This is a genomic window from Streptomyces sp. KL116D (assembly GCF_030766975.1).
In the GTDB taxonomy this organism is placed as follows: domain Bacteria; phylum Actinomycetota; class Actinomycetes; order Streptomycetales; family Streptomycetaceae; genus Streptomyces; species Streptomyces longispororuber_A.
Genome location: NZ_JASERH010000063.1, coordinates 1 through 26,410, shown reverse-complemented (window position 1 = coordinate 26,410; position 26,410 = coordinate 1). Strand labels below are relative to the sequence as shown.

Here is a 26,410-nt window from a genome sequence, read left to right as displayed (position 1 = left end):
GGAGCAGCCCCGTGACCACCCCCGCGCGCAGAGGCCGTCCCCGCAGTGGGGACGCCGACGGACGGATCCTGCGGGCCGCCCAGGACCTGCTGACCGAGCGGGGGTACGACAAGTTCGCCATCGACGAGGTGGCCGCCCGTGCCACCGTGGCCAAGACGACGCTCTACCGCAGATGGCCCACGAAGGACCACCTGCTCGTCGCGCTCGTCGCCCGGATCCAGGACGAGGTGGAGGTCGCCGACACCGGTGACATCCGGCACGACCTGACCGTCTACCTCACGGCCGTCGCGACCGGCCTCGACCGGATGCGCCGCGTCGGGCGGGGCGCCGCGGGGGAGGCCGACCGGTCGGCCGGGGTCGTCGCCGAACTGGTGGCGGCCGCCGCCCGGCACCCGGACGTGGGCGACGCCGTGCGCGGGCTGTTCGCCCGGCGCAACGCCCTGCCTCTCCGCCTGCTCGACCACGCCCGCGAACGTGGCGCGCTGCCTCCCGGCGTCTCGTCCGAAGTGCTCTTCGACCAGCTGGCCGGAGCCCTCTACTACCGGCTCCTGATCACCGGGGCGCCGATCGGCGCCGACTACGTCGACGAGCTCGTCGGCCAGGTACTGGCCGGGGCCGCCACCACCCCCCACCCAGAGAGGACCTGACCATGTCCGCCGACTCTTCCGTCTCTGCCCCCGCACCCGCCGCACCCGCCGCCTCCGGACCGCACGACACGCGGCAAGCCACTCCGCACCGGCGCCGCCGCCGCATCCTGTTAGCGCTGGCCGGCTTGGCGGCCGTGCTCGGGGGCTACACGGTGTGGACCAACACCCATCCGGTCCGGCTGACCGCGTCCATCGAGATCGAGGCCGCCCCCGAGCAGGTCTGGGCCGTGCTCACCGACCTCGACGCCTACCCGCAGTGGAACCCCTTCATCACCGAGGCCGTCGTCACCTCCGACGACGGCCTGCGGACGGGCGCGACGATGCGCAACCGCCTGGAACAGAAGGGCGAGTCCAGCACCTTCACCCCGACCGTCCTCGAGGTGAGCGCCGGCCGTGAACTGCGCTGGCTGGGCAAGGTCGGGCCGGGCTGGATCGGCGACGGCGAGCACGGCTTCGTCATCGAGCGCACCGGACGCGGCACGGTCCGTCTCACGCAGAGCGAGAACTTCTCCGGTGTCGCGGTGCCCTTCGTGGCCGACAGCCTCAGGAACGACACCTTGCCTCAGTTCCGGGCGATGAACAGCGCGTTGAAGCAGCGGGTCGAGCGGCTCGCCGCACGCTGATCCCGGGGATCGCTGCGGACCGGGGCCCACGGCATCCGCCGCGGGCCCCCGGTTCACGCGCTCGGCCGGGTCACCAGGTCACCGGCAGGGAGGCGATGCCGTGCACCAGCATGCCCTCGGGGCGCCGCAGTTCGTCCTCCGCGACGGCCAGGCGCAAGGTCGGGAAGCGTTGGATCAGCGATCCGATGGCGATCTGCAGCTCCGCGCGGGCCAGGCCCGAGCCGATGCAGTAGTGGGTGCCGTGGCTGAAGGCGAAGTGCGGGTTGGCCGGGCGGTCGAAGTCGATGCTGTCGGGGTTCTCGTACTGACGGACGTCCCGGTTGGCGGAACTGAGACTCGGCAGGACGGCGCTGCCCTTGGGAATCGTCACGCCGTCCAGCTCGACATCCTCCAGGGTGATCCGCAGCAGCGCCTCGTTGCCCGGCGGGTGGAGTCGCAGCAGCTCCTCCACCGCGGAGTTGATCAGATCCGGATCCTTGCGCAGCCGCTCCAGTTGCTCGGGGTGGGTGAGCAGCGCGACCACACTGTTGGCGATCTGGTTGACCGTGGTCTCGTGGCCGGCCACCAGCAGGCTGATGCCGAGGAAGATCAGCTCCTCCTCCTGCAGCCGGTCGCCGTCCTCGTCGTGGATCGAGACCAGCGCGGACAGCAGGTCGTCACCGGGGTTCTCGCGCTTGGCCGCCACCAGCTCCGCCAGATACGTGCGCAGGGCGATCTGCGAGGCGAGCATCTCCTCCTTGGACACGGAGGTGGTGGCGAGGAACACCCGGGACCACGCCGCGAAGTCGTCGCGGTCCTCGAAGGGCACGCCGAGCAGTTCGCAGATGACGGTGACCGGGAGCTGGAAGGCCAGCGCGGGCACCAGGTCGACCGGCTGCTCCAGCTCGGCCATGGCGTCCAGCAGGGCGTCGGTGTGCTCCTGGATGCGGGGGCGCAGCGCGGCCACCCGGCGCGCGGTGAACTCGCGGGAGACCAGCTTGCGCACCCGGGTGTGCTCCGGCGGGTCCATGTTGAGCAGGCTCTTGAAGTTCTGCGGTGCCGCGGCGAGCCGGGGCGCCCCGGGCTCCAGCGTGGCCGCCCGGCTGAACCGGGGGTCCGACAGGGCGGTGCGCACGTCCTCGTAGCGGGTGAGCAGGAACGCCCGGTCGCCGCTGGGCATCCGCACCTGCGCGACCGGGTCCTCCTCGCGCAGGTGCGCGTACATCGGGCACTGGGCGAGCCCGGGCGGCTGCTCGAAGGGGTACGCGAGAGGGGTGGGGCCGGCCGCCTCCGCGGAGTCGGGCACTTCGGGGCTGAGAGGCATCTGGAGTCCTGTCCTTCGCGTTCGTCGAGGTCTGTGGGCGGGGCGCGCGGGGCGGTTCAGACGCCGGCCGGTGCCGTCGGCACCGGGGCGACGTCGAAGGGGCGGACGCGGTCCGCCTCCTGGAGCGGGTAGTAGATGCCGGAGAGGATCCGCCGCTTCAGCGGGGCGCTCGCGTTCACCAGGCGGTACGCGGCCCGGCGCAGCAGCACCGGCAGCGGGCCGGACAGGGCGAACGCCCGTTCCTGGCGCAGCTGCAGGGCCCGGGCCCGGGCCACCGGTGCCTCGCGCTCCTCCTGGAAGCGGGAGGTCGCCCGGCCCAGCGCGGCCGCCCGGTCCTCGGCGCGCAGCGCCGGGGCCACCATGCGGGCCAGTACCGCCGCGTCCGTGATGGCGTGGTTGACGCCCTGGCCGAGCACCGGCGTCAGCGTGTGCGCGGCGTCGCCGATGAGCACCAGGCCCGGCCGTGACCAGCGGGGGACCACGGTGGTGAAGATGTCCAGCATGGACGTGTCCGACCACGTGGTGACCGCCGTCCGCACCTGTGCGGAGATCTCCGGCGCGAGCTCGTCCATCCGCGCGTGCAGTGCGCCCACGCCCTGTGCGCGCAGCTCCTTCAGGCCGCCCTTGGGGATGTTGAAGCCGACCCGTACGAGGTCGGGGACCGTGGGGATGAACAGCCCGTGCCGGGCGCCGCGGATGCGCACGCGGTAGGTGTGGCCGTCCCAGACGTCGGGCCGGGGCACCTTGAACCAGACGAAGTCCCGCTCCAGGGGCTGCTTCTCGTACCGCAGGCCCGACATCTCGCGGACCTTGCTGAACCGGCCGTCCGCCGCCACCGTCAGCGCCGCCGAGATCTCGAACTCGCCGTCGGTGCCCTTGCAGCGCACCCCGGTGACCGTCGAGCCGTCGCGCAGCAGCGCGGTGGCGGTGGTGCGGCGCAGCAGCCGGAAGCCGGGCAGCTGCGCGCCCTGGGCGGCCAGCGCCTCGAGCAGCGGCGGCTGCGGCAGCTCCATGGGGAACGGGCACGGCCGGTCGAAGTCGGCGAAGTCCGCGCGCAGCACCGTGCGGCCCTGGTCGGTGATCTCCATCCGGCGGGTCTCCAGGGTCTGCTCGCGCAACCCCTGCAGGATCCCCATCCGTTCCAGGAGCCAGACGGAGTCGGGGGAGATGGACTCGCCGCGGAACGACCGGTCGAAACGCGCGCTCTGCTCCACGACGACGACGGACACGGACCTCCGCGCCAGTTCCAGCGCGAGGGTGAGCCCCGCGGGCCCCCCTCCCACCACACAGACCTGTGCTTGCACCGCCCCTGTCATCGCCACTGCCTCTCCACGGACGTGATGGTCACCGGGAGCCTGCGGGGCCCGGCTAAAGCCCCGCTTGCGGTCGTGCGCGCACGGCGGTCGCCGGGGTCCGGCGGGGCGACTCGGGCCGCTCGATCCGGCCACTTACGAAACGCGTGTTGCGTAATTATGGGAGACGCTCGTACTCTGAATAACGAAACGTACGTAGCGAAAATGTGGGCGCAAGAACCGCTTAAGGCCGACCGGACAGGATCCGGCCGCAACGCATCGATCACGAAGGCCAGGGTGAGAAGGATGTCGGCCAGGAACGGACGGGAAGTGCCGGACACCGGCGAGATGGTGGTCGTGCACCGCCTCTTCCGGCAGGAGTACGAGGCGTCGGTGGCGGTGATCCGCGCCGTCGCCCCCGGTGACACCGCGCGCAGCGCCGTCGTCGCCGCCCATCTGGCCGCGCTCAACCAGATGCTGACGGAGCATCACCTCGCCGAGGACGAACTGGTCTGGCCGCGACTGGTCGCCGACCCGGCCGTCGACAAGGGCCTGGTGGCCCGCATGGAGGAGCAGCACGAGCGGATCGCCGACGCCCTCGGCCGCCTGGAGCGCGCCCTGCCCGACTGGGGCACCGCAGCCGACCCTGGCCCGAGGGACGCGGTGGCGGACGCCTGCGCGGCCCTGCTGCCCGCCCTGGACGAGCACCTCGGCGACGAGGAGCGGCACATCCTGCCGCTGGTGCCCGACCGGTTCACCGCGCAGGAATGGGCGCGGCTCAGCGAGCGCGGCCGGGCCGCCGTGCCCAAGTCGCACCGCCTGTACATGCTGGCCGCCCTCGGCGAGGCCGCCGGCACCGACCGCAGGGACGAGTTCCTGGGCCGGCTGCCCGCACCCGTCCGCCTGCTGTACCGGGTGGCCGGCCCCCGGCTGCGCCGCCGCACCTGGTCCCACCTGAGCGGGGGCCGCACCGAGCAGCGCGTGGCCGCGGCCTGAGCAGTCCCAGCCGTCAGACAAGCGAGGCAGTGAAGTGAGGAAGAGTCCGTGAGCGCACCCGTGACGACCAGGCCCGCTCCCGCCGACCGGGCCGAGGCGCTGGACCGCATCCGCGACCTGCACACCGAGGGGCGCCTTGCGGAGGAGTTCCCCGGCGTGAGCGGCCTGCTGGCCGTCCTCGCCCAGGGCCCCGCCGCCGCGGCCGACCTGGCCAGGGCCGGCCGGCTCCTCGCCCGGGTCGACCCCGGCACCATCCACGCCCTGCACCCCGACGCCCGGCCGCTGCACGTCACGGTGTCGGGGCACGGCACGCTGGACGCGCTCACCGGCCCGCTCACCGCCGAACTCGCCCGCCACGGGATCCCGTTGCGGGCCACCCACGGCGACCACGACTCCTGGCGCCGCGATCTCCAGGACACCGCGGGACCCCTGTACGCCGACGACACCGACCTCTCGCTCGTGCTGCTCGACGCCCAGTCCGTCTTCGACGAGCTCCCGCAGCCCTGGCGGGTGTCGGACGCGGCCGAGGCGGTCACCGCCCGGCTCGGTCTGCTCCAGCGGCTCGCCGAGAGCTACGTCCGCGACGGATCCGGCACCCTCGTGCTCAACACCCTGCCGCTGCTCACCGGGCAGCTGCGTCAGCTCGTCGACCACCGCTCGCGCACCGAACTCTCCCTGCTGTGGCGGGAGTTCAACGCGGGACTGCTGCGCATCGCGCTGGCCCACCCGCGGGTGCACGTGGTCGACCTCGAACCGCTGATCGCCGAGTCGGGGCCGGTCCGCGACAGCCGGCTCGCCGTCTACACCAAGGAGTACCTCGGCGCGGAACTGCTGGGCCGCTACGCCCGCGAGATCGGACACCTGGCCCGGGCCCTGCGCGGCCGCACCAAGAAGGTCCTCGTCGTCGATCTGGACCACACGCTGTGGGACGGCATCCTCGGCGACGACGGACCCGACGGCATCGCCGTGTCCGGGACCTACCGGGGCGAGGCCTTCGGCGCCTTCCAGAAGACCGTGCGCCAGCTCGGCTCCCAGGGCGTCCTGCTCGGCGTGTGCAGCAAGAACGACCAGGAACCGGTGGAGCAGGTGCTGGCCGGCCACCCCGACATGGTGCTGCGCCCCGACGACTTCGTCCGGATCACTGCCAACTGGCAGCCCAAGGACGGCAATCTGCGGGAGATGGCCGCCCGGCTCAACCTCGGCACGGACAGCTTCGTGTTCGTGGACGACTCGCCCTTCGAGTGCGGTCTGGTCGCCTCGTCCCTTCCGGAAGTCGCGGTGGTCCGGCTCGACGAGGAACCGGCCCTGCACATCGACCGGCTGCTCGCCGACGGCTGGTTCGACGTGCGCGAGCTGACCGAGGCCGACCGTGGCCGGGCCGGCCAGTACCGGGCCGACGCCGGCCGGCTGGAACTCCTGGACGGCGCCGCCTCCATGGAGGAGTACCTCCAGGCCCTGGACGTGCGCGTCACCGTCGCCCCGGCCACGGACGCCGACGTGCCCCGGATCTCCCAGATCACCCTGCGCACCAACCAGTTCAACCTCACCACCCGGCGGCTCGGCACGGACGACGTGCGAGCCGGGATCGCCGCACCGAGCCGGCTGGTCCTCGCCATCCGGGCCCAGGACCGCTTCGGTGACAACGGCCTGGTCGGCGCGGTGTTCGCCGAGCGCGATGCCGACGCCCTGCGCATCGACAACGTCCTGCTCAGCTGCCGGGTCTTCGCCCGCGGTATCGAACAGGCCGCCCTGACCGCGCTGCTGGCGCACGCCCGGGACACCGGCGCGCCGGCCGTCGTCGCGTCGTACCGGCCCACCGCCAAGAACGGCAAGGTCCGCGACCTGTACCCCTCGCTCGGCTTCGACACGGTCCGCACCGGCGACGACGGCTCCCTCGACTTCCGCCACGACCTGACCGAACTGCCGCCGCACCCCGGCCACGTCACCCTGGACGCGTCCTTCGGGCTGCCCGCCACGACGTAAGTCCCCCAGACCTCCCGGTTCCGGCCGGGACCGGCACCGACCCGGCGCGACATCCCCCGCCGCGCCAGGGCCGGACCGGTCCCGCCGGAACCGGGAGCCGCACGCGGCACACGCGTGCGGACCCTCACCGACTGCCGCCCGTCACTCCCCCCTGTGGCGGGCGGCAGTTGCATGCCCGCCTCCGGACGTCTGGATCCGGCCGCGCAGCACAAGCGGCGCCTTAGCGCCGCGGGTGAGTCTCGGAAGCGTCCCAGACAGCCATCGCGCCGGCGCCAAGCCTGCGGATCTCGGAGAGGTCAGGCACAGACGTTGACAAGCTTCCGAACCTTCACGGAACTGGTTCTGGACCGTGCGGCCGAGCTCGGTACCGAGGACGCCTTCATCTTCCTGCCGGACGACGCCAACGGCTCGGTCCCCGAGCACCTGTCGTACGCCATCCTCGACCAGGAGGCCCGCCGGATCGCCTCGTGGCTGCAGGCGAACGGTGCCGAAGGCGGCCAGGTGCTCCTGCTCTACCCCTCGGGCACCGACTTCATCAAGGCGTTCACCGGCTGCCTGTACGCCGGTTCCGTCGCCGTGCCCGCCCCGCTGCCCACCGAGCAGGGCCAGCACTTCACCCGGGTGTCCGGCATCCTGCGCGACGCCCAGGTCCGCGCGGTGCTGACCGACTCGGCGAGCGCGCCCGAGATATCCGCCTGGCTCGTCTCCGAGGGCTTCACCGACGTCAAGTGCCTGGCGACCGACACCGCGGACCACGGTGACGCGAGCGCCTACCGGGTGCCGGACCTCACCCCCGAGCACCTCGCGTTCCTGCAGTACACCTCCGGCTCGACCAGCGACCCCAAGGGCGTCATGGTCTCGCACCGCAATCTGCTGGCCAACGAGGCCGCGATCCAGAACGCCGCCGGAACCGACGGGCAGACCCGGTTCGGTGGCTGGCTGCCCTTCTACCACGACATGGGTCTCATCGGGCACATCCTGCACCCGCTGTACATCGGCGGCTCCGCCGTACTGCTCTCCCCGACGTCCTTCCTGCGCCGCCCGCACCGCTGGCTGAAGTCCATCGGCGACTACGGCGTCACCATCGGCGGCGGCCCCAACTTCGCCTACGACCTGTGCGTGCGCCGGGTCACCGACGAGCAGCTCGCCGAACTCGACCTGTCGACCTGGGTCAGCGCCGCCAACGGTGCCGAACCGATTCGCCGCGAGACCATCGACGCGTTCACCCGGCGCTTCGCGCCCGCCGGCTTCAAGCCCGAGTCGTTCTTCCCCTGCTACGGCATGGCGGAGACCACCCTGCTCGTCTCCGGCACCCCCAAGGACCGCCGTCCCGCCGTGCGCACCGTCGACGCGACCGCCCTCGAACAGGGCACGCTCACCGACCCGGTGGCCGAGGGCCCGAGCCGGGAACTCGTCAGCAGCGGCGTCATCCACGACTTCACGGTGAAGATCGTCGACCCCGACACCCGCAGGGAACGCCCGGAGGGCTCCGTCGGCGAGATCTGGGTCAAGGGCGACAGCGTGGCCTCCGGCTACTGGAAGCGCCCGCTGACCAACGTGGAGATCTTCGACGCCCACATCACCGACGGCGACGGCGGCGAGGACGCCGGCGGCTGGCTGCGCACCGGCGACCTCGGCGCCCTGGAGGACGGCGAGCTCTACGTCACCGGCCGCCTCAAGGAGCTGATCATCTTCTCCGGCCGCAACCTCTACCCGCAGGACGTCGAGCGGGCGGTGCAGGCCACCGACAAGGCCCTGGGCGCCGGCGCCGGCGCGGTGTTCACCGTCGAGACCGACCGCGAGCGCCTCGTCGTGGTGCAGGAGGTCAGGGTCAGCGCCGTCGACGGCGACCTGCGCAGCCTGGCCACGGCCGTCCAGAGCCGCATCGGGCAGCAGCTCAACGTCCCCGCGGGCAACGTGGTCCTGGTGCGACCCGGCACCATCCGCAAGACCACCAGCGGAAAGATCCAGCGCACCCTGATGCGCAAGCTGTTCCTGCAGGGCGAGCTCACCCCTCTGTACGAGGTGCTCGAACCGGCGGTCCGCGGGATCGTCGCCGACGCCGCCGGACCCGCCCTGGCGGCGACGGTCTGACATGACGGAACGGACCCGCTCGGCCGCCGAGGAACTCGACGCGTTCCTCGGCGACCCCGACGACCCCGGTGGCTGGTTCTCGTACGAGCGCTGCGTGCAGCTCGACGACAAGGAGGAGTTCCCCGCCGACATCTGCCGCAAGCTCGACGACTGGGGCCTGCCCGGCCACTACGTGCCCGTCGAGCACGGCGGCCGGCTGACCGACTACGCGACGCTGCTCCAGGTCATGCGCGCCGTCGCCCGCCGCGATCTCACCGTGGCCATCGGGCACGGCAAGACCTACCTCGGCGGCATCTGCGTCTGGGTCGCGGGCACGCCCGCGCAGGCCGCGGGGCTCGGCGCGGACATCCGGGCCGGCGTGCCCGTCTCGCTCGGCCTGACCGAGCGCGCCCACGGCAGCGACCTGCTCGCCGGCGAGGTGCGCGGCACCCCCGGCGCGACGGGCTGGCTCGTCGACGGCGAGAAGTGGCTGATCAACAACGCGACGCGGGGCAGCCTGCTGTCCCTGCTCACCCGCACCGACCCGGCCGGAGGACCCCGTGGATTCAGCGTCCTGCTCGTGGACAAGCGCACGCTGGACCCGGCGACGTACCACCACCTGCCCAAGGTGCACACACACGGCATCCGCGGCGCGGACATCTCCGGCATCTCCTTCGAGGGCGCGGCGGTCGACCGCTCCGCGCTCGTCGGCGCGGAGGGCGCGGGCCTGGAGATCGTCCTCAAGGCGCTGCAGCTGACCCGCACCATGTGTGCGGCGCTCTCCCTGGGGGCCGCCGACCACGGCCTGCGCATCGCCGTCGACTTCGCCGTCGAGCGCGAGCTCTACGGCCGCCGGCTCGTCGAACTCCCGCAGGCCCGCCGGGTCCTGGGCACCGCCGCCGCCGACGTACTGCTGCACGAGGCACTGGGCACCGCCGCCTCCCGCCTGGTGCACACCCAGACGGACGAGATGAGCGTCACCGCGGCCGTCACCAAGTACCTGCTGCCCAGCGGCACCGAGGACGTGCTGTCCCGGCTCACCCGGGTGCTCGGCGCCCGCGCCTTCCTCAAGGGCGTGCACGCGAACGGCACGTTCCAGAAGGTGGAACGCGACCACCGCATCGTCGGCATGTTCGACGGCAACACCCTGGTGAACCTCAACTCCCTGGTCAACCAGTTCCGTTCACTGGTACGCGGCAGGCAGCGCGGCACCGGCGACGTGACCGGCGCCCGCGACGCCTACGACCTGTCCGCGCCGCTGCCCCGGCTCGACCCCACACGGCTGTCCCTGGTCGCCCGCCGCGGCAGCGGCGTCCTGGCCGGCCTCGAACCCTCGGTGGCCCGGCTCGCGGAACTGGCTGTCGAACAGCCCGCGTTGGCCCCGGCCGCCGCCGCGGCCCGCCGCGTCGCCGCCGTCACCGACCGGGTCCACGAGGAGATGGAGCAGTGGAAGGGCCTCGTCGGCGACGTCCCGCCCGCCGCCTTCGAGGTGGCCCGCCGCTACGCCCTCTGCCACGCCGCGGCCGTCTGCATCGGCCTGTGGACGCACAGCGCGCCCCAGTTCACCGGCACCGCCACGGAACCCCTGTGGCGGGACGGGCTGTGGCTGCGGGCGGCCCTCGACCGGATCCTGGACCGCCTGGGCGAACCCGGCGCCGGGGACGACGAGGCCCACGACGCGCTGCTCGACCACCTGATCACCACCAGGCGGGCCGGCGAACTGTTCTCGCTGCGCCCCCACCGACTGCCGAACGCGCAGGCCGAGCCGGTGGCCGACGCCACCACCGCACGTAACTGAGAGGACGCCATGCTGATCGGTACCGCGGCCAACGGGCCGCACGGAGCGTCCGCCGGAGCACAGGGAACCCACCCGCCCGGCGGCCAGGAAGGCCGGGTCGTCGCCCGCATCGCCGAGCTGGAGGAACGCCTCGGTGACCCCACCGACGAGCGCGGCGAGCTCTCGTACGCCGCACTGCTCGCGGACGACGAGCGCGGCGAACTGTCCGAGCCCGGCGAGCGGGCCCTCGACGAACTGGCCCTCAACGCCGAGTTCGTGCCGGTGCACCACGGCGGACGCCTGGAGCGCATCGACACCCTCGTCCGGGTGATGCGCCAGGTCTTCCGCCGCGACATCGCCCTCGGACTCGGCTACGGCGTCACCTCGTTCATGGCCGCCGTCAACGTGTGGAGCTCCGGTACCGAACAGCAGCAACGACGCCTCGCCGAGCTGCTGCTCGACGGCAAGAAGGTGTCGGTCGCCTACCACGAACTCGCCCACGGCAACGACTTCGTCCGCAACGAGTTCCAGGCCCGCCCGGTGGACGGCGGCTACCTCCTCAACGGCGCCAAGCAGGTCATCAACAACGCCGACCGGGCCGCGGCCTGGGTGCTGTTCAGCCGCACCAGCCCCGCCCCCGGCAGCCGCAGCCACTCGGTCGTGCTGGCCGAGCGGGACGACCTGGACCAGGACCGCTTCCAGGTCCTGCCGCGCTACGACGCGGTCGGCGTCCGCGGCTGCCACCTGTCGGGACTGGACTTCACGGACTGCCCGGTGCCCGACTCCGCGCTCGTCGGAGAGGAGGGCAAGGGCGTCGAACTCGCCCTGCGCGCCTTCCAGATGACCCGCAGCGCGGTCCCCGGCATGGCCCTCGGCGCCACCGACACCGCCCTGCGCACCGTCACCGGCTTCGCCCTCGGACGCCAGCTGTACCGCAAGTCCGTCATGGACATCCCGCACGCCAAGGCGACCCTGTCCACGACCTTCCTCGACCTGCTGATCGCCGACAGCCTCTCGCTCGCCGCGACCCGCGCCGTGCACGTGCTGCCCGAGGAGACCAGCGTCTACGCGGCCGTGGTCAAGTACCTCGTCCCCAAGATGCTCACCGACGCGATGTACGACCTGTCCATCGTGCTCGGCGCCCGGTTCTACACCCGCGAGGGCGAGTTCGGGATCTTCCAGAAGCACGTGCGCGACCTGCCGGTCCTCAGCCTCGGCCACGCCGGCTCCGCGGCCTGCCAGGCCACGATCATCCCGCAGCTGTCCCGGCTCGCCCGCCGCGCCTGGTTCAAGGACGACCCGGCGCCCGCGAGCCTGTTCCGGCCGCGCGAGGACCTGCCCGGCATCTCCTTCGACCGGCTCACCCTCGCCAGCGGCCGGGACGGGCTCAGCGCCTCCCTGGTCGCCGCCGTCGACCGGCTGCCCAGTTCGAGCCCCGAGGAGCGGGCGGCCCACGGCGCCGCCCTGCGCCTTATGGACGAACTGCGCCAGATCCAGGAGCAGAGCCTCGGCCTCGCCCCGCAGGACCGCACCGCCCTGGCCAGCCCGGCCACCTTCGCCCTCGCCGACCGGTACGCGGTGCTGCTCGCCGCCGCCGCGGTGATCGGCGTGTGGCAGGAGGCCCAGGGCGGCCCCGACGACTTCCTCGCCGACCCGGCCTGGCTGGCCGCGGCCCTGCACCGGCTCGGCCGGCGCCTCGGCCACCAGCTGCCCGACCTGCCCGCCACCTGTGAGACGCGGCTGCACGACGAGGTGCTCCGCCGCTTCCACGACGCCCGCAGCTACGACCTCTACAACACACCGCTGGCGGGCTGAAGCCTTCCCAGCCAGTCGAGTTGACCGACCGAGGAACTCTTCCGAGGAGCGCAGAATGTCCGTTCCCACCACCGGACGCACCACCGACGAACTGACCACGTGGCTGTCCGACCGCATCGCCCTCTACCTCAAGCGCAGGCCTCAGGAGATCGACCCGAGCGTGCCCCTGGCCGAGTACGGCCTCGACTCCGTCGCCGCCCTCAGCCTGTGCGGCGACATCGAGGAGGACTTCGACCTGATCCTCGAACCGACGGTCGCCTGGGACTACCCGACGGTCCAGGCCCTCGCCACCCACCTGGCACAGAGCCTGGCCGAGCCGGCGGCGGGCTGATGGACCGGATCGCCATCGTCGGTCTCGACTGCAGGTTCCCGGGGGCGCCCGACGCGGGCGCCTACTGGGAGCTGCTGATGCGCTCGGGGGACGGGATCTCCTCGGTCCCCCGACAGCGGTGGGACGCCGCGGACTTCCACTCGCCGACCCCGGCGGAGGGCCGCGCCAACACCACCGAAGGCGGCTTCATCGACGACCCGGACGCCTTCGACAACGAGTTCTTCACCGTCTCCCCCCGCGAGGCGGCCGCCATGGACCCGCAGCAGCGGCTGCTGCTGCAGTGCGCCTGGCGCGCCGTCGAGGACGCGGGGATCGCCCCGAAACAGCTCGCCGGCACGGCCACCGGCGTCTACGTCGGCATCATGGGCAACGAGTGGGCCCAGCTGCACCTCACCGACTACGACCGGGTCAGCGCCCAGGTCGGCTCCGGCAACGGCTACTGCATGACGGCCAACCGGGTCTCCTACCACCTGGACCTCAAGGGCCCGAGCCTCGCCGTGGACACGGCCTGCTCCTCGTCGCTCGTCGCCGTGCACCTGGCGGGCAACGCCCTGCTGTCCGGCGAGTGCGACTACGCCATCGCGGCGGGCGTCAACGTGGCGCTCACCCCCGCCCTGTCCATCTTCTACAACCAGGCCGGACTCTCCGCGCCCGACGGACGCTGCAAGCCGTTCAGCTCCCAGGCCAACGGCATCGGCCGCGGCGAGGGCGTCGGCGCCGTCGTGCTGCGCCGCCTGGAGGACGCGCTCGCCGACGGACAGCAGGTGTACGCGGTGATCCGCGGCACCGCCGTCAACCAGGACGGCCGCAGCAACGGCATCACGGCCCCCAACCGCTGGTCGCAGCAGGAGGTCATCGGCGCCGCCTACCGCCGGGCCGGCATCGAACCGGACCAGGTGGCCTTCACCGAGGGACACGGCACCGGCACCGTGCTCGGCGACATGATGGAGGTGTCGGCCCTCGGCCACCACCACGCCGGACGCACCGGGCGGCCGATGGCCCTCGGCTCGGTCAAGGGCAACTTCGGGCACACCGAGGGCGCCGCCGGCATCGCGGGACTCATCAAGGTGGCCCTGTCGCTGCACCACGGAACGGTGCCCGCCAGCAGGTTCGCGGCCAAGGAGAACGAGCGGCTCGACCTGCGCGGCAAGGGGCTGCGACTGCTGAAGGCACCACTGCGGCTGCCCCGCGGCGCCAGCGTCGCCGGACTGAGCAGCTTCGGCATGGGCGGCACCAACGCCCATGCCGTCCTGGAATCCGCGCCGCCGGCGGCCGCCCGCCCGCCCGCCCGCCCCGACGAGCGGCCCCGGGGCATCGGCAGCGCGCTGTTCACGCTGACCGCGCCCAGCCCGCAGGCCCTGCACCGCAACCTCGCCGCGCAGGCCGACGCGCTGAGCGCCCGGCGGGCCCCCGTCGGCGCCGTCGGCTGGAACTCCCACCGGGTCAAGTCCGGCCATCGGCACCGCTTCGCGGTCAGCGCCCCGGACACCGCCACCCTCGTCCAGCGTCTGCACGCGGCGGTGGCCGACCCCGCCCTGTTCGCCGGCCTCACCGGCGAGGCGGCCGGCGCACCGCGCACCGCGCTCCTGTTCACCGGACAGGGCTCGCAGTACCCCAGGATGACGGCGGGCCTGTACGAGGAGTCGCCGCTGTACCGGCACTTCCTCGACGAGGCCGACGCGGCGCTGCGCCCGCACACCGGCCGTTCCGTACGGGACCTCGTCCTGACCGGCGACGAGTCCGTGCACCTCACTCAGTGGGCCCAGCCCGCCCTGTTCGCCGTCGGCCACGCCCTCGGCCGCACGCTGCAGGAGCTCGGCGCGGAGCCCTCGCTGCTGCTGGGCCACAGCGTCGGCGAGTACGCGGCGGCCTGCCTGGCCGGCGTGTTCGACCTGGACGCGGCGGCCCGGCTGATCACGGCCCGCGGCGCGCTGATGCAGCAACTGCCCGACGGCGGCGGCATGCTGGCGGTCCTCGCCGGTCCCGACGAGCTCGCCGAGCGGCTGGCCGACGAGCCGGAGGCCGGCATCGCCGTCGTCAACGGCCCGCGCGCCACCGTGCTGTCCGGCGACTCCATGGCGCTCATGCGCCTGGACAAGGAGTTCGAGCGCGACGGGATCCGCACCCGGATGCTGCGCGTCTCGCACGCCTTCCACTCGCACCTCATGGAGCCCATGCTGGACGACTTCGCCGAGGTCGCCCGCGAGGTCGGCGGGGGAGTGCCGCAACTGCCGCTGTACTCCACGCTGTACGGCAGGCTGCTGGACGGCGAGGCGATGGACGCCGACTACTGGGTGGCGCACATCCGCCGGCCGGTGCTGTTCGCGGACGCGTTCACCGCGCTGCGCGACGCCGGACCCAGCCACACCGTGGAGGTCGGCCCCTCGCCCGTCCTGTCCTCCCTGACCCGCAAACTGCCGCCCTCCGACTCCGGCACCCGGCCGGTCGTCACCGCCCCCGTGCGCGGCGCGGACTCCGGCGGCCAGGACCTGGCCGACACGGTCGCCGAGCTGTACCGCGGCGGCCTCGACCCGCGCTGGGAGAACGTCTACGAGACCCGCGACCAGGCACCGTACCGGCTCAGCCCGTACGCCTTCAGCGACGAACACCGGTACTGGACCGCGGGCCCGGCCCGCCGCTCCGGCGCACCCGCGCCGACCGCCGCACCGGACGAACCGGCGCGGCCGGCCGGCCGGAGCACGAACACCTCGGTGCTCGTCCTGGAACGCCCCGCGCCCGCCGACCCCGTGACCGAGACGGCGCTGGCCGCCATCGGACAGGTCGGCGGCTACGAGGTGGCCGAACTCGGCCCGCTGCTGCGGCTCTACGAGGACCTGGGCTTCGACTCCGTGATGGTCATGGAGCTGAAGAAGCGCCTGGAGGAACGACTGCCCGCCCTCGTCGAACTGACGGTGCAGGACCTGCTGCCCCGGCTCGCGTCGGTCGGTGACCTCGTGGACTTCCTGCGGGAGTACTGCGCTCCCGCCACCGACAGCACCCAGGAGAGGACAGCATGAGCGACCACCCGCAGGACCGCCAGGTCCATCTCGCCTCCGTCGGCACGGCCCTGCCGGGCGAGGCGGTCGACAACGCCGAACTGGCCCGGGTCCTGGGCGCGAACGAGGAATGGATCGAGATGTTCATCGGCACCAGGACCCGGCACTTCGCCCGGGACCTGAAGACCGGTGCCGTGCGCTGGTCGCTGGCCGACCTGTGCGCCCAGGCGGGCGAGCGCGCCATCGCCGCCGCCGAGGTGGACCCGGGCGACATCGACTTCGTCGTCCTGGGCACCGCCACCCCCGACACCCTGATGCCGGCCACCGTCAACAACGTCGTCGACCTGCTCGGCCTCGACCAGGTGCCCACGTTCCAGCTGCAGTCCGGCTGCGCGGGCGCGGTGCAGGCGCTCAGCCTGGGCCGCACCCTGATCGCGTCCGGCGAGTACCGCACCGGCCTGGTCATCGGCGGCGACGTGTGCAGCAAGCACCTCGACGTCGACCGCGACCTCGCCAAGGCGGCCCCCAGCGACCTGGTCAACTTCGTGCTGTTCGGCGACGGCGCGGGGGCCGCCGTCCTCACCGACGAACCGCGTGGCGCCCAGGTCGTCCTGCGGCACGTCCTGAACCGCTTCACCGGCCTGGGCCGCAAGCCGGGCCAGGTCATCGAGTGGTTCGGCCTCGCCGACCGTTACGACGACCGGCAGGCCCTCACCGAGGACTACAAGGCCATCGAGGAGCACGTCCCGGTGATGGCCGTGGAGATCCTCTGGGAGCTGCTCGGCGAACTCGACTGGAGCCAGGACGAGTTGGACTACATCCTGCCGCCGCAGCTGTCCGGCCGGATGACCCGCAAGATCACCGAACAGCTCGACGTGCCGTCGGCCACCGAGATCTCCTGCGTCGCCGACACCGGCAACAACGGCAACGCACTGCCGTTCCTGCAGATCGAGCGGCTCCTGGAGAAGATGACCGCCGGTCAGAAGGCACTCGCCGTCGCCATCGAGTCCAGCAAGTGGATCAAGGCCGGCTTCGCCCTGGAGAGGATATGACCACCACACGCCCCGCCTACAGCCTGGCCGACTTCGTCACGACCGTCCGCGACGAACTGGGCCTGCCCGTCACCGACGAGCAGGTCGCCGCCGACTTCGACGAACTCCCCGAATGGGACTCGCTGCACCTGCTCAAACTCGTCACCGCGGTGGAACTGGCCACCGGCCTCACCGTCCCGGTCGGCCGGGTCCTGGAGGCGCGCAGCCTGCGCCAGTTCTACGAACTGGCGGTCCCGGCATGACCGACGCACCGCAGCGGCACCAGGAACGGCGCCGCCGCCACACCCTGTACTTCCTGGAGTGGGCGGCCGGGCAGCGGCCCGTGCACCTGGACACCGACATCGACATGACCCGGATCCAGGCCCACCGGGCCGCGGCCCGCGCCGCCGGCACCCGCTACTCCGTCGTCAGCTACCTGCTGCACGCCACCGGGCGGGCGATGGCCCGGCACCCCGAGGCCAACGCGGTCATGGCGCCGGGCTGGCCGTCCGTGCTGCGCCGGCCCCGGACCGTACGGTTCGGCCAGGTGACCGCGAAGCTGGCCCTGGACCGCACCGTCGACGGGGAGCGCACGGTGCTCTCCGCCCTGGTGCCCGGACTCGAGCAGCTCTCGCTCGACCAGGTCCAGGAACAGGTGGACCGCTACCGGGGCGAACACACCGCCGCCCTCCCCGAGTTCAAGGGCGTACGGATGCTGGGGCGGCTGCCCGTCCCGCTCGGCAGGGCGGCCTTCGCGGCGGCCCTGCGCGACCCGCGCCGCCGCCCGGGGATCTTCGGCACGGTGTCGGTCAGCTCCCTCGGGCACGGCGCCGTCGACGGGTTCCACTCCGCCGGCGGCACCGCCGTCACCCTGTGCGCGGGACGCGTCGTGGACCGGGCCGTCGTACGGGACGGACAGGTCGTGGCGGCGCCCGTCATGCGGCTCGGGCTCACTTTCGACCACCGGGTGATCGACGGGGCGGCCGCCGCCGACCTGCTCGGCGATCTCCGCCAGACCATGGAGGACTTCGATGACGGCTCCAGGGAAACCCTCCCCGGGCCGGACGTTCGGCGAGCCGATCGTGATCACCGGGCCGCGCGGGGACTGGAACGGAGTCCGACGTGACCTCGCCACCCACGCCACCGCGATCCTCTACGCACGCCTGGACGACTGGCGTCCCGAGCGGGCCGGGGGGCCGCGGCTGCGCGCGCTGCTCGGCCGGGACTGGGCCCGCTACCTGGACCTGACCCACCCCGAGGTGCGCACCCGGTTCGCCTCGTCGCGGGTGCTCCTGAAGTTCGCCGCGGGCGCCGCGCTGCACGTGCCGCCGCAGTCGGTCGAACTGGGCTACACGCCCTCGGGACGCCCGTACCTGCACGGCTACGACGGCGTGCAGATCAGCCTCAGCCACACCGAGGACCTGCTGCTCGTGGGACTCGCCACCGGCGCCGTCATCGGCGTCGACGCCGAACGCGCCGACCGCACCCTGTACGGGGCGGGACTCGGCCGGCACCTGTGCACCCCGCACGAGGCCGAGATGATCGAGGCGATGGCCGACCACGAGCGGGACCCGGCGATGGTGCGGCTTTGGACGCTCAAGGAGGCGTACAGCAAGGCCATCGGGCTCGGCATGCAGTTCCGCTTCACGGACTTCGGGTTCGAGACCGACGGCACCCCGACCGAGGTGCGCCGCCCGGACGGCACCCCCGGCTCCGGCAGCGAGTGGTCCTTCCGCACCTACGGGCTGCTCGACCGGTACACGGTCAGCGTGGCCGTGGGCGATTCCGGGTTCGGCGTCACCACCGACACCCAGGCGCACACCATGCTCGACGCCGGCATCGTCGACGCCCTGTCCGAAGTGCTCGGCCACGAGGAGGACGAGCGGCACGAGCGCGACGACTGGTGGTGAGCGGGCCGTCGGCGCCCGCTGTACAACCGGCCCGCAAGCGGCGGCCCGGACACTGACCGCACACAGCGGGGAGCCATCATGGACCAACAGCACCTGACCCAGCCAGAACTGACGGAGCATCACCTCCCGGAGCTCAAGGAGTTCGCCCTCCTGCACGCCCGGGGACAGGGCATGGCGCCCGGCAGAGCCGCCCGCATCCTGTCCGGGATCAGCAACGACCGGCGCGGCGACCCCGAGTCGTGGGCCGCCACCTGGACCCGGGCCGGCCGCGCCGCCGCCGTCCGCGGCCGCCACCTGGAGGCCTGCGCCCACTTCGCGCTCGCCCGCTTCCCCTACCACGGAGACCCGGTCAGGGCCGCCGCGGGACGGCTCGGCGTCGAGTCGTTCGACACCTGGCGCCGCGACCGCGACATCGAGCGGCTCGACATCCCCTTCCAGGACGGCCGGGTGGCCTGCTGGACCACCGGCCTCCACCCCGCCAGACGCCGGCCCCTGCTGATCGTCATGGGTGGCATCGTCAGCGTCAAGGAACAGTGGGCGCCGCTGCTGCCCCTGCTCGGACGGCTCGGATTCGCCGCCGTCGTCACCGAGTTCCCCGGCGTCGGCGAGAACACCCTGACCTACCGGCCGGACTCCTGGGAGCTGCTGCCGCACCTCCTGGACCAGCTGGCCGACCGGGCGAACGTCGCCGACACCTCCCTGCTCACCCTCAGCTTCAGCGGCAGCCTCGCCCTGCACGCCGCGTCCGAGGACGCCCGGATCCGCCGGATCCTGACGGTCGGCGCACCCGTCGGAGCCTTCTTCACCGACACCGACTGGCGGCCCCGGATCCCCCGCATCACCGTCGACACGCTGGGCCGGCTCACCGGGGCCGCGGACCACGACGCGCTGTGGTCCGCCCTGCCGGAACACGCCATCGGCGCCGACCGGCTGCGGCAGGTGCGGGTGCCCGTCCGGTACGTCGCCAGCAGCCGCGACGAGATCATCCCGGCCGCCGAGCGCGGGCTCCTCGCCGCACTGCCCGACCTGCGGGTCAAGACGTTCGACGACGTGCACGGCTCGCCCGGCCACCTCGGCGCGATGCGCCGCTGGCTCTTCTCCCAGCTGCTGCTGTCCCGGCTCACCGGCCGCCGCCACTGACCCGTACCCGTCCGGCCGAGTCGCCGCCCCCACCCGAAGAGGACACCACCGAACCCTTTCGCCCGCACGGACGTCGAGGAGACGCAGCCATGACTGACGGACCCACATCGAAGGCCACGACCGGGACAGTGCGTCCCTGGCAGTCGCTCGCCTCGCTCGGTGTCATCGAGAGCGATCTGACGACCACCCGGTACCGGCCCGCCCCGGCGCCGTACACGACCGACGGCCGCCGCGGCCACAGCCGCCGCCACGGGCGGCGCGAGGAGGCATGACATCCGTGTCCCTGTCCGCACAGTACGCACCCCGCGGCCCCCGCGGCGCCGGCATCCGGCTGCGCCACCGCACCGTGCACGGCCACCGCAGGGCCTTCCGGATGGCCGGGAAGGGCGACGCCGTCCTCCTGATCCACGGCATCGGCGACTCGTCCGACACCTGGCGGGACATCATGCCCGGCCTCGCCCGCAGCCATCGGGTCATCGCACCCGACCTGCTCGGCCACGGCCACTCCGACAAGCCGCGGGCCGACTACTCGCTGGCCGCCTACGCCAACGGGATGCGGGACCTGCTCAGCGTCCTCGGCGTCGAACGCGCCACCATCGTGGGGCACTCCCTCGGCGGCGCCGTGGCCATGCAGTTCGCCTACCAGTTCCCCGAGCGGTGCGAGCGCCTCGTCCTGGTCGGCACCGGCGGCGTCAGCCGGCACGTCACCCCGCTGCTGCGGGCCGCCTCCCTGCCCGGCGCCGAACTGGTCCTGCAACTGCTCCAGTTGCCCACCATGCGCTGGCAGGTGGGAGCCGCCGTCAAGGTCCTCCAGTGGCTCGGCACCGACCTCGCCGTCGACGCCCCCGACCTGCTGCGCGTCGTCGACGCCCTGCCCGACGCCACCTCGCGCAACGCGTTCGTGCGCACCCTGCGCGCCGTCGTCGACTGGCGTGGACAGGTCGGCACCATGCTCGACCGCTGCTACCTGGCCCAGGGCATGCCCACCATGCTCGTCTGGGGCGGCCGCGACCAGGTCGTCCCGGCGCTGCACGCAGGACTCGGACACGTCTCGATGCCGGGCAGCCGGCTGGAGATCTTCGAGGAAGCGGGCCACTTCCCCTTCCGCAGCGACCCCGACCGCTTCCTGTCGGTGCTGCGCGACTTCATCGGCACGACCCAGCCGGCCAGCTTCAGCCCCGAGCAGTGGCGCCAGATGCTCCGCAACCGCCGCCCCGCACCCCGCCGGCTCAGCGCCGCCGACCTCGACCCGGCCACCCTGCGCGCACTGCGCCCGGCCTGATCACCGGCCTGATCACTGGCCCGACCTGCGGCACCAGGGTCTGTCCGGCGGATCAGGTCGCATCCGGGAGGCCGTCATCAATCGGTGCGGGTGAGCGGGGTCTGGCGCGTCGAGATGCAAGGCGGAGGATTGAGGCATCGCGGAGCGATGGTGATTGACGACAACGCCGCAGGTCGGCGTGCCAGACCCCGCGCCCGCGACATGCTCCGCCGGACAGACCCTGGGCCCCGCCACGTCCTTCAGGACGCGACGGGGCCGCCGTTGTTCCGGGCGCGCGCCCGGCCGGCCGCTCAGCCCGTGGGCAGCGATCCCTCGGCCACCGGTCCCTCGGCCACCGGCACGTCGCTCATCAGCCAGACCCCGGGCCGCACTTCGAGGTGCGGCCACGCGACGTTGTCCCGCCCCGTGGCCCGGACCTGCTCCGCGAGCCGCAGCGCGTACCCGTGCCAGCGGACGTCGCCCAGCGCACCGGCCGCGCTCGCGCACCCTTCGAGCGACGCGAGGCAGTCGGCCGGCCGGCCCGTCAGGAGCGCGATCAGCGCAAGACCGCGCTCGGCCTCCGCGCACCCCCGGGTGTCGCCCTCGGCCGCGGCCCGCTCCAGGGCCCGCCGGTACAGCGCGTCCGCCCGGCCGAACTCGCCCTGCCCGAGCAGCACATCGGCCTCCCCGGTGGCGCAGCGGGCGGCCCCGATCCCGTCGTCGGTCAGCGCGAACAGCCGGGCCGCGTGCCGGTGGTGGTCCACGGCCCGCGCGGCGTCCCGGCGCTGCCAGGCGAGATCGCCCAGCGAGCGCAGGAGCGTGGCCTCCGCGAGCGCGTCACCGCTGCGGCGGGCCGCGTCGACCGCGAGCTCGTGGCCGATCCGCCAGTCGTCCCACACGCCGCAGGCCTCGTAGTAGCCGCTCGTCGCCGACGCCAGCGCGCAGGTCAGCCCCCACAGCCCGGCTCCGTGCAGACGCCGCACCATTTCGAGCAGCCCCGCCGACTCCGCCCGGAACCAGCGCAGCGGCGTGCTCACCGCGGCGTCCCCCGGCGGCAGTTCCCCGGCAGCCGTCTCCAGCACGCCCGCCAGCCGGTCCCGGCCGGGGGTCAGGCGCGCGTCGGCGGCCCTGGCCCGCAGCAGGAAGGCCCGGCCGAGCCGGCCGACCGTCTCCGTGACGGCGTCCTCGCCGTCGACCTCGGCCAGCATCTCCAGGGCCAGCGAGCGCAGCAGCGTGTGGTAGCCGTACCGCACGGCCCCGCCGGGCCCGGCGTCCGTCCCCGACTCCTGGCGTACGTCGAGGAGTTGGGCGCGGACCAGCGCGCCGAGGAGTTCCTCCGTCGCCTCCGGGGCGGCGCCCAGCAGGGACTGCGCGGCCCACACGGGGAAGTCGGGCAGCGGCGCGAGGCCCAGCCGGCGGAACGCGTGCCGGCCGGCCTCCGACACCTCGTGGTACGCGGTCAGCAGGCTGCTGCGTACGTCGAGGTCGCCCAGCGACAGCGCGGCGAGCCGGGTGCGCTCGTCCTCCAGGCGGCGCGCGAGTCCGCCCGCCGTCCAGTGCGGCTGCACCGCCGTCCCGCCGGCCGCGACGCGCAGCGCCAGCGGCAGGCGTCCGCACAGCCGGGCGATCCGGGTCACCGCCGCCGGGTCCTCCGCCATGCGCGGGCCGCCGGTGGTGAGCAGCAGCGATTCGGCCTCCTCCTGGCCGAGCACGTCGAGGACCAGGTGCCGGGCGTGTTCCAGGGCGGCCAGCGGGCGGCGGCCGGTGAGCAGCACCGCGGCGTCCGGCACCGCGGCGAGCAGCGGACGGATCTGGGCCTCGGACACCGCGTCGTCGAGGACGAGCAGCAGCTCCCGGCCACGGGTGGCGTGCTGCAACTGGTCGCTCAGGTCGTCGAGTTCGGTGGGGACGGCCGCGGGTCCTTCCGGGCCCGGGGGCAGCAGGCGGCGCAGCAGCGAGGCCATCGCGGCCTGCGCCGTGAGCGCCCGTCCGGCGGAGTCCCGCAGCGGCACCAGCACCCGGCCGGCCGCGAACCCTTCGACCCCGCGGGCCAGTTGGACGGCCAGGGCGGTCTTGCCGACGCCCGGCCGGCCCGAGACGGCCACGATGCGGGGCGCCGAGCGGTCGGTTCCGGTGAGCAGTACGGCGCACCGGTCGAGTTCGTCGGCGCGGCCGGTGAAGTCGGCGAGCGGCGGCGGCAGCCACAGCGGCGGACGCAGGTCGGCGGGTGCCGCCGGGGCGGCTTCGGCGGCGTTGGCGGCCTTGGCGGAGGGGTGGCGGCCCGCGGCCGGGGCGTCGGCCCGGCCGCGCGCGGGGTGCCAGGCGAGCGCGGGGTCGGAGGCGAGCAGCCGGGCCAGGATGCGCTTGAGGGAGCTGTCGGGCTCCACGCCGAGCTCGTCCACCAGTGTGCGCCGCACCCGGTGGTAGGCCTGGATGGCGTCCGACTGCCGCCCGGCCCGGTACAGCGCCACCATGAGCAGCCCGTGCAGGCTCTCCCGCATCGGGAACTCGTGGGCCAGCGCCATCAGTTCACCGATCAGCTCCTGGTGGCGGCCCAGCTTCAGGTCCGCGCTGATCCGCTGCTCCAGCGTCTCCGAGCGCAGCTCGTCGAGCCGGATCGCGGTGGACTGGAGCGAGGACCCGTGCGGGATGCCGGACAGCGCAGGGCCCGTCCACAGCGCCAGGGACTCGCCGAGCAGCCGGGACGCGTCGACGTAGTTCACGCTCGTCGCACGCCGCGTCCTGCCTCCTGCGCGCGCAGCAACTCGAAGAGGACCAGGTCGAGCCTCGTCGGGCGCCACCGCGTGGCGACGTAGCCCGGCGGCTGGGTCACCAGCTGGCTGCGCGCGCCGGTGTCCGGCGCGTCGGCCCGCGAGCGCCTTGCGCGCGAGCGCGGCGCGCACACCTGGAGCGTCGTCGAGGCGGTGCGCGGCGGCGTCGTCCCCCACAGCTCGTCGATCAGACTGTGCGCGGACACGACGGTGTTGTTCTTCACCAGCAGGGTCGCCAGCACCACGCGCGGCTTGGCCGCGTCGGGTGCGTGGCGACATCCGCACCGGGCCCAGTACCTGAAAGCGCATGGTTGCTCTTGTCTGTGCCGCCCCCGACCGGTGCGCGGCCGTCAGCAGACTCTGCAGGACGGAGGTGCTGACCTCCGCCACGACCCGTATCCTGGGTGAACACGAGGGAGAGCTCCGCGAAGGGCGCCCGGCGGCGTCCCGCCGCACCTCGCCCGGGTGCCGCGGTGCTGCGGCTGCACCGAGCACAGCGGCGGCAGACCCGGCTCGGCGAACCCGCGGAACGCGGCTCCCACCGGGTCAGGACGGCGGCGTGCCCGAGCGCGAGCGTACAGCTCACCGCACCCCGAACAGCGCCGCCTGCCGGGACGCCTCGAGGAACAGCGCGCGCCGGCACCTCCGACCCGAGTCGGGCGGCACCTCGCGGGCGGCGGGGATGCTTGACCGGGAAGGTCAGCGACTCGTCGTCCTCCTCCAGCGGCAGCCCGGTCAGTACGTTGCGGGGCTGCACCGGCCGACGAGCTCGGCGCCGACCCGGTGCCGTCCGGCAGCCGCGCTGTGGCCGCCCGCCGTGCGCTCGCTCTCCCTGCGGGAGTTCGCGCGGTGGTTGCGGTAGACGCCCGGCATCAGGAACACCAGCGGGCCCGGACCGTCCCGCACTCCTCGTCGTCGATACTGATCGACGCGCCGCAGTCCATCGACCGCGGCACTCCCTGCACCACGTCGGCCGGGGTCAGGTCGAGGTCGAGGGTGAGCCGGGCGCGGCGGGCGCGATCACGCGCCACGAGGGCAGCGCGGTGATGGCGAACGCACACAGTCGGCGAGCAGGATCCGCCGGTTGGCCGGCACCCGGAAGTGGCGGCCCGCCGCGAGACCGCCATCTGCCGCAGCGACTCATCGGTACAGCACGTCGTGGAACAGGGGCGGTGGAGTCGGCGAGCAGCGGGTGCGCCTCGGGCAGCCGGGCGGAGAAGCGAACCGGTGCCGGCCGGAGAGGGGTGGCGGAGAGCAGGAAGCCCTCCGGGGTGTCGGGCGGTGGACGAGGTGGTGCGGGCCGAGAACGCGCCGCCGCGGGCGGCGCACCTGCAGCGGCGCGGCGTCCGTGACGACGGCACCGGCCCGACCGGTGGGCAGCGAGCCGGTGGACGGGCCGGTGGATGGTGAGAGGGAGATTCATGGAGAGTCCTCTGCGACGGAGTCCGGTCGATGGGCGCGGTGGCGTCGGCGAGCATGCGGGTGCTCTCCCCTTCACGGTCTCCGGTCCCACTGAAGAACCACGGGAGAGGCGGTGAAGGCCGCCTCCCGTACGGGTCCTCGGCGCAGGGCCTCAGTGCGGCTCGCTCACCGGTTCCCGCTCACCACCAGGATGGTCGGCGGCGAACGGCTCGACGCCGGCGGCCCCGGCCGGCGAGCCACGCGTGGCGAAGATCTCCCGGTCGGCGGTGCGGTACCGTCCCACTCCGTGGGACGGCGTCCTCGAAGAAGATCGCCTCGACCGGGCACACGGGCGCGCAGGCGCCGCAGTCCACGCACTCGTCCGGCTGGATGTACATCTTGCGCGGACCCTCGTAGATGCAGTCGACGGGGCACTCGTCGACACAGGCCTTGTCCTGCACGTCGACGCAGGGCTGCGCGATCACATAGGTCATGCCGAACTCCTTACGGTCCAGGTGTCGTTGCCGGCGAGGAGGGCACCGAGGTCGCCCTTGCCGTGCTGTTCGACGGCGGCGTCGAGCTGGTCGGCCATCTGGGTGTCGTAGACGGGGCGTTGAACGTCGCGGAAGACGCCGATGGGGGTGTGGTGGAGGCTCGCTTCTCCATGTCCCGTGGGGTCGGCGAGGCGGGAGAGGGCGAAGGCCGTGGTCGGGGACGCGGCGTGCGCGTCGTGGACGACGAGCCGCGCGCGGTTGTCCTCGGTCACCGCGACGACCTCCAGCTCTCCGGTCCGTGCGTCGCGGACGACGCCCTTGCCCTGCTCGGCGCCGAAGGTGATCGGCTGCCCGTGTTCCAGGCGGATGACGGCGTCCTGGGCCTGCTGCTTGTCCTTGAGGACCTCGAAGGCGCCGTCGTTGAAGATGTTGCAGTTCTGGTAGATCTCGACGAGCGCGGTGCCTGGGTGGGCCGCTGCCTGGCGCAGTACCTCGGTGAGGTGCTTGCGGTCGGAGTCGACGGTCCGCGCGACGAAGGACGCGTTGGCGCCGATGGCGAGCGAGAC

22 protein-coding genes and 2 pseudogenes are annotated in these 26,410 nt (G+C 73.3%); 16 read left to right on the top strand and 8 right to left on the bottom strand.

Annotated features, from left to right (window positions below; all coding sequences use genetic code 11):
- The first annotated feature begins 11 nt into the window (after positions 1–11).
- Positions 12–647: a TetR/AcrR family transcriptional regulator gene (locus RBJ77_RS25800; protein WP_372347211.1), complete on the top strand. Its 636-nt coding sequence runs from the start codon at positions 12–14 to the stop codon at positions 645–647.
- Between the two features lie 2 nt (positions 648–649).
- Entirely contained in the window at positions 650–1,270 is a 621-nt protein-coding gene (locus tag RBJ77_RS25795; RefSeq protein ID WP_372347210.1) for an SRPBCC family protein, read from the top strand.
- A 70-nt stretch (positions 1,271–1,340) separates the two neighbouring features.
- Here the strand turns inward: RBJ77_RS25795 and RBJ77_RS25790 are convergent, their stop codons facing one another.
- On the bottom strand, positions 1,341–2,573 hold the full coding sequence (locus RBJ77_RS25790; RefSeq protein ID WP_372347209.1) for a cytochrome P450: 1,233 nt from the start codon (positions 2,571–2,573) through the stop codon (positions 1,341–1,343).
- Between the two features lie 56 nt (positions 2,574–2,629).
- On the bottom strand, positions 2,630–3,889 hold the full coding sequence (locus RBJ77_RS25785; RefSeq protein ID WP_372347208.1) for an FAD-dependent oxidoreductase: 1,260 nt from the start codon (positions 3,887–3,889) through the stop codon (positions 2,630–2,632).
- A gap of 282 nt (positions 3,890–4,171) precedes the next feature.
- Here RBJ77_RS25785 and RBJ77_RS25780 point away from each other — a divergent pair, with 282 nt between their 5' ends.
- The 14 genes from RBJ77_RS25780 (at position 4,172) to RBJ77_RS25715 (ending at position 21,199) form a co-directional block, all read left to right on the top strand.
- A complete protein-coding gene (locus RBJ77_RS25780) occupies positions 4,172–4,861 on the top strand; it encodes a hemerythrin domain-containing protein (RefSeq protein ID WP_372347207.1) in 690 nt (229 codons plus the stop codon).
- Positions 4,862–4,909: 48 nt separating this feature from the next.
- Entirely contained in the window at positions 4,910–6,844 is a 1,935-nt protein-coding gene (locus tag RBJ77_RS25775; RefSeq protein WP_372347206.1) for an HAD-IIIC family phosphatase, read from the top strand.
- A gap of 309 nt (positions 6,845–7,153) precedes the next feature.
- Positions 7,154–8,938: a fatty acyl-AMP ligase gene (locus RBJ77_RS25770; RefSeq protein WP_372347205.1), complete on the top strand. Its 1,785-nt coding sequence runs from the start codon at positions 7,154–7,156 to the stop codon at positions 8,936–8,938.
- 1 nt (position 8,939) lies between these two features.
- The gene (locus RBJ77_RS25765; protein ID WP_372347204.1) at positions 8,940–10,715 is read left to right on the top strand and encodes an acyl-CoA dehydrogenase family protein; all 1,776 of its coding nucleotides are present in this window, start codon (positions 8,940–8,942) and stop codon (positions 10,713–10,715) included.
- A gap of 9 nt (positions 10,716–10,724) precedes the next feature.
- Complete coding sequence (locus RBJ77_RS25760; protein WP_372347203.1) at positions 10,725–12,509, top strand: acyl-CoA dehydrogenase; 1,785 nt, start codon at positions 10,725–10,727, stop codon at positions 12,507–12,509.
- A 55-nt stretch (positions 12,510–12,564) separates the two neighbouring features.
- Complete coding sequence (locus RBJ77_RS25755) at positions 12,565–12,840, top strand: acyl carrier protein (RefSeq protein WP_372347202.1); 276 nt, start codon at positions 12,565–12,567, stop codon at positions 12,838–12,840.
- Positions 12,840–15,857 carry a type I polyketide synthase gene (locus tag RBJ77_RS25750; protein WP_372347201.1) on the top strand — a complete coding sequence of 1,006 codons (3,018 nt, stop codon included), beginning with the start codon at positions 12,840–12,842 and terminating at the stop codon, positions 15,855–15,857. Before RBJ77_RS25755 ends, RBJ77_RS25750 begins: the two co-directional genes overlap by 1 nt.
- Positions 15,854–16,888 carry a 3-oxoacyl-ACP synthase III family protein gene (locus RBJ77_RS25745; RefSeq protein WP_372347200.1) on the top strand — a complete coding sequence of 345 codons (1,035 nt, stop codon included), beginning with the start codon at positions 15,854–15,856 and terminating at the stop codon, positions 16,886–16,888. Before RBJ77_RS25750 ends, RBJ77_RS25745 begins: the two co-directional genes overlap by 4 nt.
- Positions 16,885–17,130, top strand: coding sequence for an acyl carrier protein (locus tag RBJ77_RS25740; RefSeq protein ID WP_372347199.1), 246 nt, complete (start codon positions 16,885–16,887; stop codon positions 17,128–17,130). Before RBJ77_RS25745 ends, RBJ77_RS25740 begins: the two co-directional genes overlap by 4 nt.
- Entirely contained in the window at positions 17,127–17,993 is an 867-nt protein-coding gene (locus RBJ77_RS25735) for a 2-oxo acid dehydrogenase subunit E2 (RefSeq protein WP_372347198.1), read from the top strand. The genes RBJ77_RS25740 and RBJ77_RS25735 overlap by 4 nt, the downstream gene beginning before the upstream one ends.
- Positions 17,947–18,777, top strand: coding sequence for a 4'-phosphopantetheinyl transferase superfamily protein (locus RBJ77_RS25730; RefSeq protein ID WP_255973384.1), 831 nt, complete (start codon positions 17,947–17,949; stop codon positions 18,775–18,777). Before RBJ77_RS25735 ends, RBJ77_RS25730 begins: the two co-directional genes overlap by 47 nt.
- Positions 18,778–18,855: 78 nt before the next feature.
- Positions 18,856–19,917, top strand: a complete 1,062-nt coding sequence (locus RBJ77_RS25725; RefSeq protein WP_372347197.1) for an alpha/beta hydrolase — start codon at positions 18,856–18,858, stop codon at positions 19,915–19,917.
- A gap of 89 nt (positions 19,918–20,006) precedes the next feature.
- Positions 20,007–20,189: a hypothetical protein gene (locus RBJ77_RS25720; RefSeq protein ID WP_372347196.1), complete on the top strand. Its 183-nt coding sequence runs from the start codon at positions 20,007–20,009 to the stop codon at positions 20,187–20,189.
- The gene (locus RBJ77_RS25715) at positions 20,186–21,199 is read left to right on the top strand and encodes an alpha/beta fold hydrolase (protein WP_255973328.1); all 1,014 of its coding nucleotides are present in this window, start codon (positions 20,186–20,188) and stop codon (positions 21,197–21,199) included. Before RBJ77_RS25720 ends, RBJ77_RS25715 begins: the two co-directional genes overlap by 4 nt.
- A 290-nt stretch (positions 21,200–21,489) precedes the next feature.
- On the opposite strand, the gene RBJ77_RS25710 is transcribed toward RBJ77_RS25715, so the two are convergent.
- The 6 genes and pseudogenes from RBJ77_RS25710 to RBJ77_RS25685 all read right to left on the bottom strand — a co-directional run.
- A complete protein-coding gene (locus RBJ77_RS25710; RefSeq protein WP_372347195.1) occupies positions 21,490–23,901 on the bottom strand; it encodes a BTAD domain-containing putative transcriptional regulator in 2,412 nt (803 codons plus the stop codon).
- Positions 23,898–24,194 carry a hypothetical protein gene (locus RBJ77_RS25705; protein WP_372347194.1) on the bottom strand — a complete coding sequence of 99 codons (297 nt, stop codon included), beginning with the start codon at positions 24,192–24,194 and terminating at the stop codon, positions 23,898–23,900. The genes RBJ77_RS25710 and RBJ77_RS25705 overlap by 4 nt, the downstream gene beginning before the upstream one ends.
- Positions 24,195–24,684: 490 nt before the next feature.
- Complete coding sequence (locus tag RBJ77_RS25700; RefSeq protein ID WP_372347193.1) at positions 24,685–24,822, bottom strand: hypothetical protein; 138 nt, start codon at positions 24,820–24,822, stop codon at positions 24,685–24,687.
- A complete protein-coding gene (locus RBJ77_RS25695) occupies positions 24,822–24,980 on the bottom strand; it encodes a hypothetical protein (protein ID WP_372347192.1) in 159 nt (52 codons plus the stop codon). Before RBJ77_RS25695 ends, RBJ77_RS25700 begins: the two co-directional genes overlap by 1 nt.
- Before the next feature lie 542 nt (positions 24,981–25,522).
- Positions 25,523–25,844 (bottom strand): annotated as a pseudogene (gene fdxA / locus RBJ77_RS25690) (ferredoxin).
- Positions 25,841–26,410 (bottom strand): annotated as a pseudogene (locus RBJ77_RS25685) (2-oxoacid:ferredoxin oxidoreductase subunit beta); the annotation flags it as partial. The pseudogenes fdxA and RBJ77_RS25685, both read right to left, overlap by 4 nt.

Coding starts and splice junctions, on each gene's coding strand:
- RBJ77_RS25755 (WP_372347202.1), top strand. CDS start 12,565: ATGTCCGTTCCCACCACCGGACGCACCACCGACGAACTGACCACGTGG.
- RBJ77_RS25720 (WP_372347196.1), top strand. CDS start 20,007: ATGACTGACGGACCCACATCGAAGGCCACGACCGGGACAGTGCGTCCC.
- RBJ77_RS25735 (WP_372347198.1), top strand. CDS start 17,127: ATGACCGACGCACCGCAGCGGCACCAGGAACGGCGCCGCCGCCACACC.
- RBJ77_RS25745 (WP_372347200.1), top strand. CDS start 15,854: ATGAGCGACCACCCGCAGGACCGCCAGGTCCATCTCGCCTCCGTCGGC.
- RBJ77_RS25700 (WP_372347193.1), bottom strand. CDS start 24,822: ATGCCGGGCGTCTACCGCAACCACCGCGCGAACTCCCGCAGGGAGAGC.
- RBJ77_RS25790 (WP_372347209.1), bottom strand. CDS start 2,573: ATGCCTCTCAGCCCCGAAGTGCCCGACTCCGCGGAGGCGGCCGGCCCC.
- RBJ77_RS25725 (WP_372347197.1), top strand. CDS start 18,856: ATGGACCAACAGCACCTGACCCAGCCAGAACTGACGGAGCATCACCTC.
- RBJ77_RS25765 (WP_372347204.1), top strand. CDS start 8,940: ATGACGGAACGGACCCGCTCGGCCGCCGAGGAACTCGACGCGTTCCTC.
- RBJ77_RS25750 (WP_372347201.1), top strand. CDS start 12,840: ATGGACCGGATCGCCATCGTCGGTCTCGACTGCAGGTTCCCGGGGGCG.
- RBJ77_RS25740 (WP_372347199.1), top strand. CDS start 16,885: ATGACCACCACACGCCCCGCCTACAGCCTGGCCGACTTCGTCACGACC.
- RBJ77_RS25785 (WP_372347208.1), bottom strand. CDS start 3,889: ATGACAGGGGCGGTGCAAGCACAGGTCTGTGTGGTGGGAGGGGGGCCC.
- RBJ77_RS25760 (WP_372347203.1), top strand. CDS start 10,725: ATGCTGATCGGTACCGCGGCCAACGGGCCGCACGGAGCGTCCGCCGGA.
- RBJ77_RS25795 (WP_372347210.1), top strand. CDS start 650: ATGTCCGCCGACTCTTCCGTCTCTGCCCCCGCACCCGCCGCACCCGCC.
- RBJ77_RS25715 (WP_255973328.1), top strand. CDS start 20,186: ATGACATCCGTGTCCCTGTCCGCACAGTACGCACCCCGCGGCCCCCGC.
- RBJ77_RS25780 (WP_372347207.1), top strand. CDS start 4,172: ATGTCGGCCAGGAACGGACGGGAAGTGCCGGACACCGGCGAGATGGTG.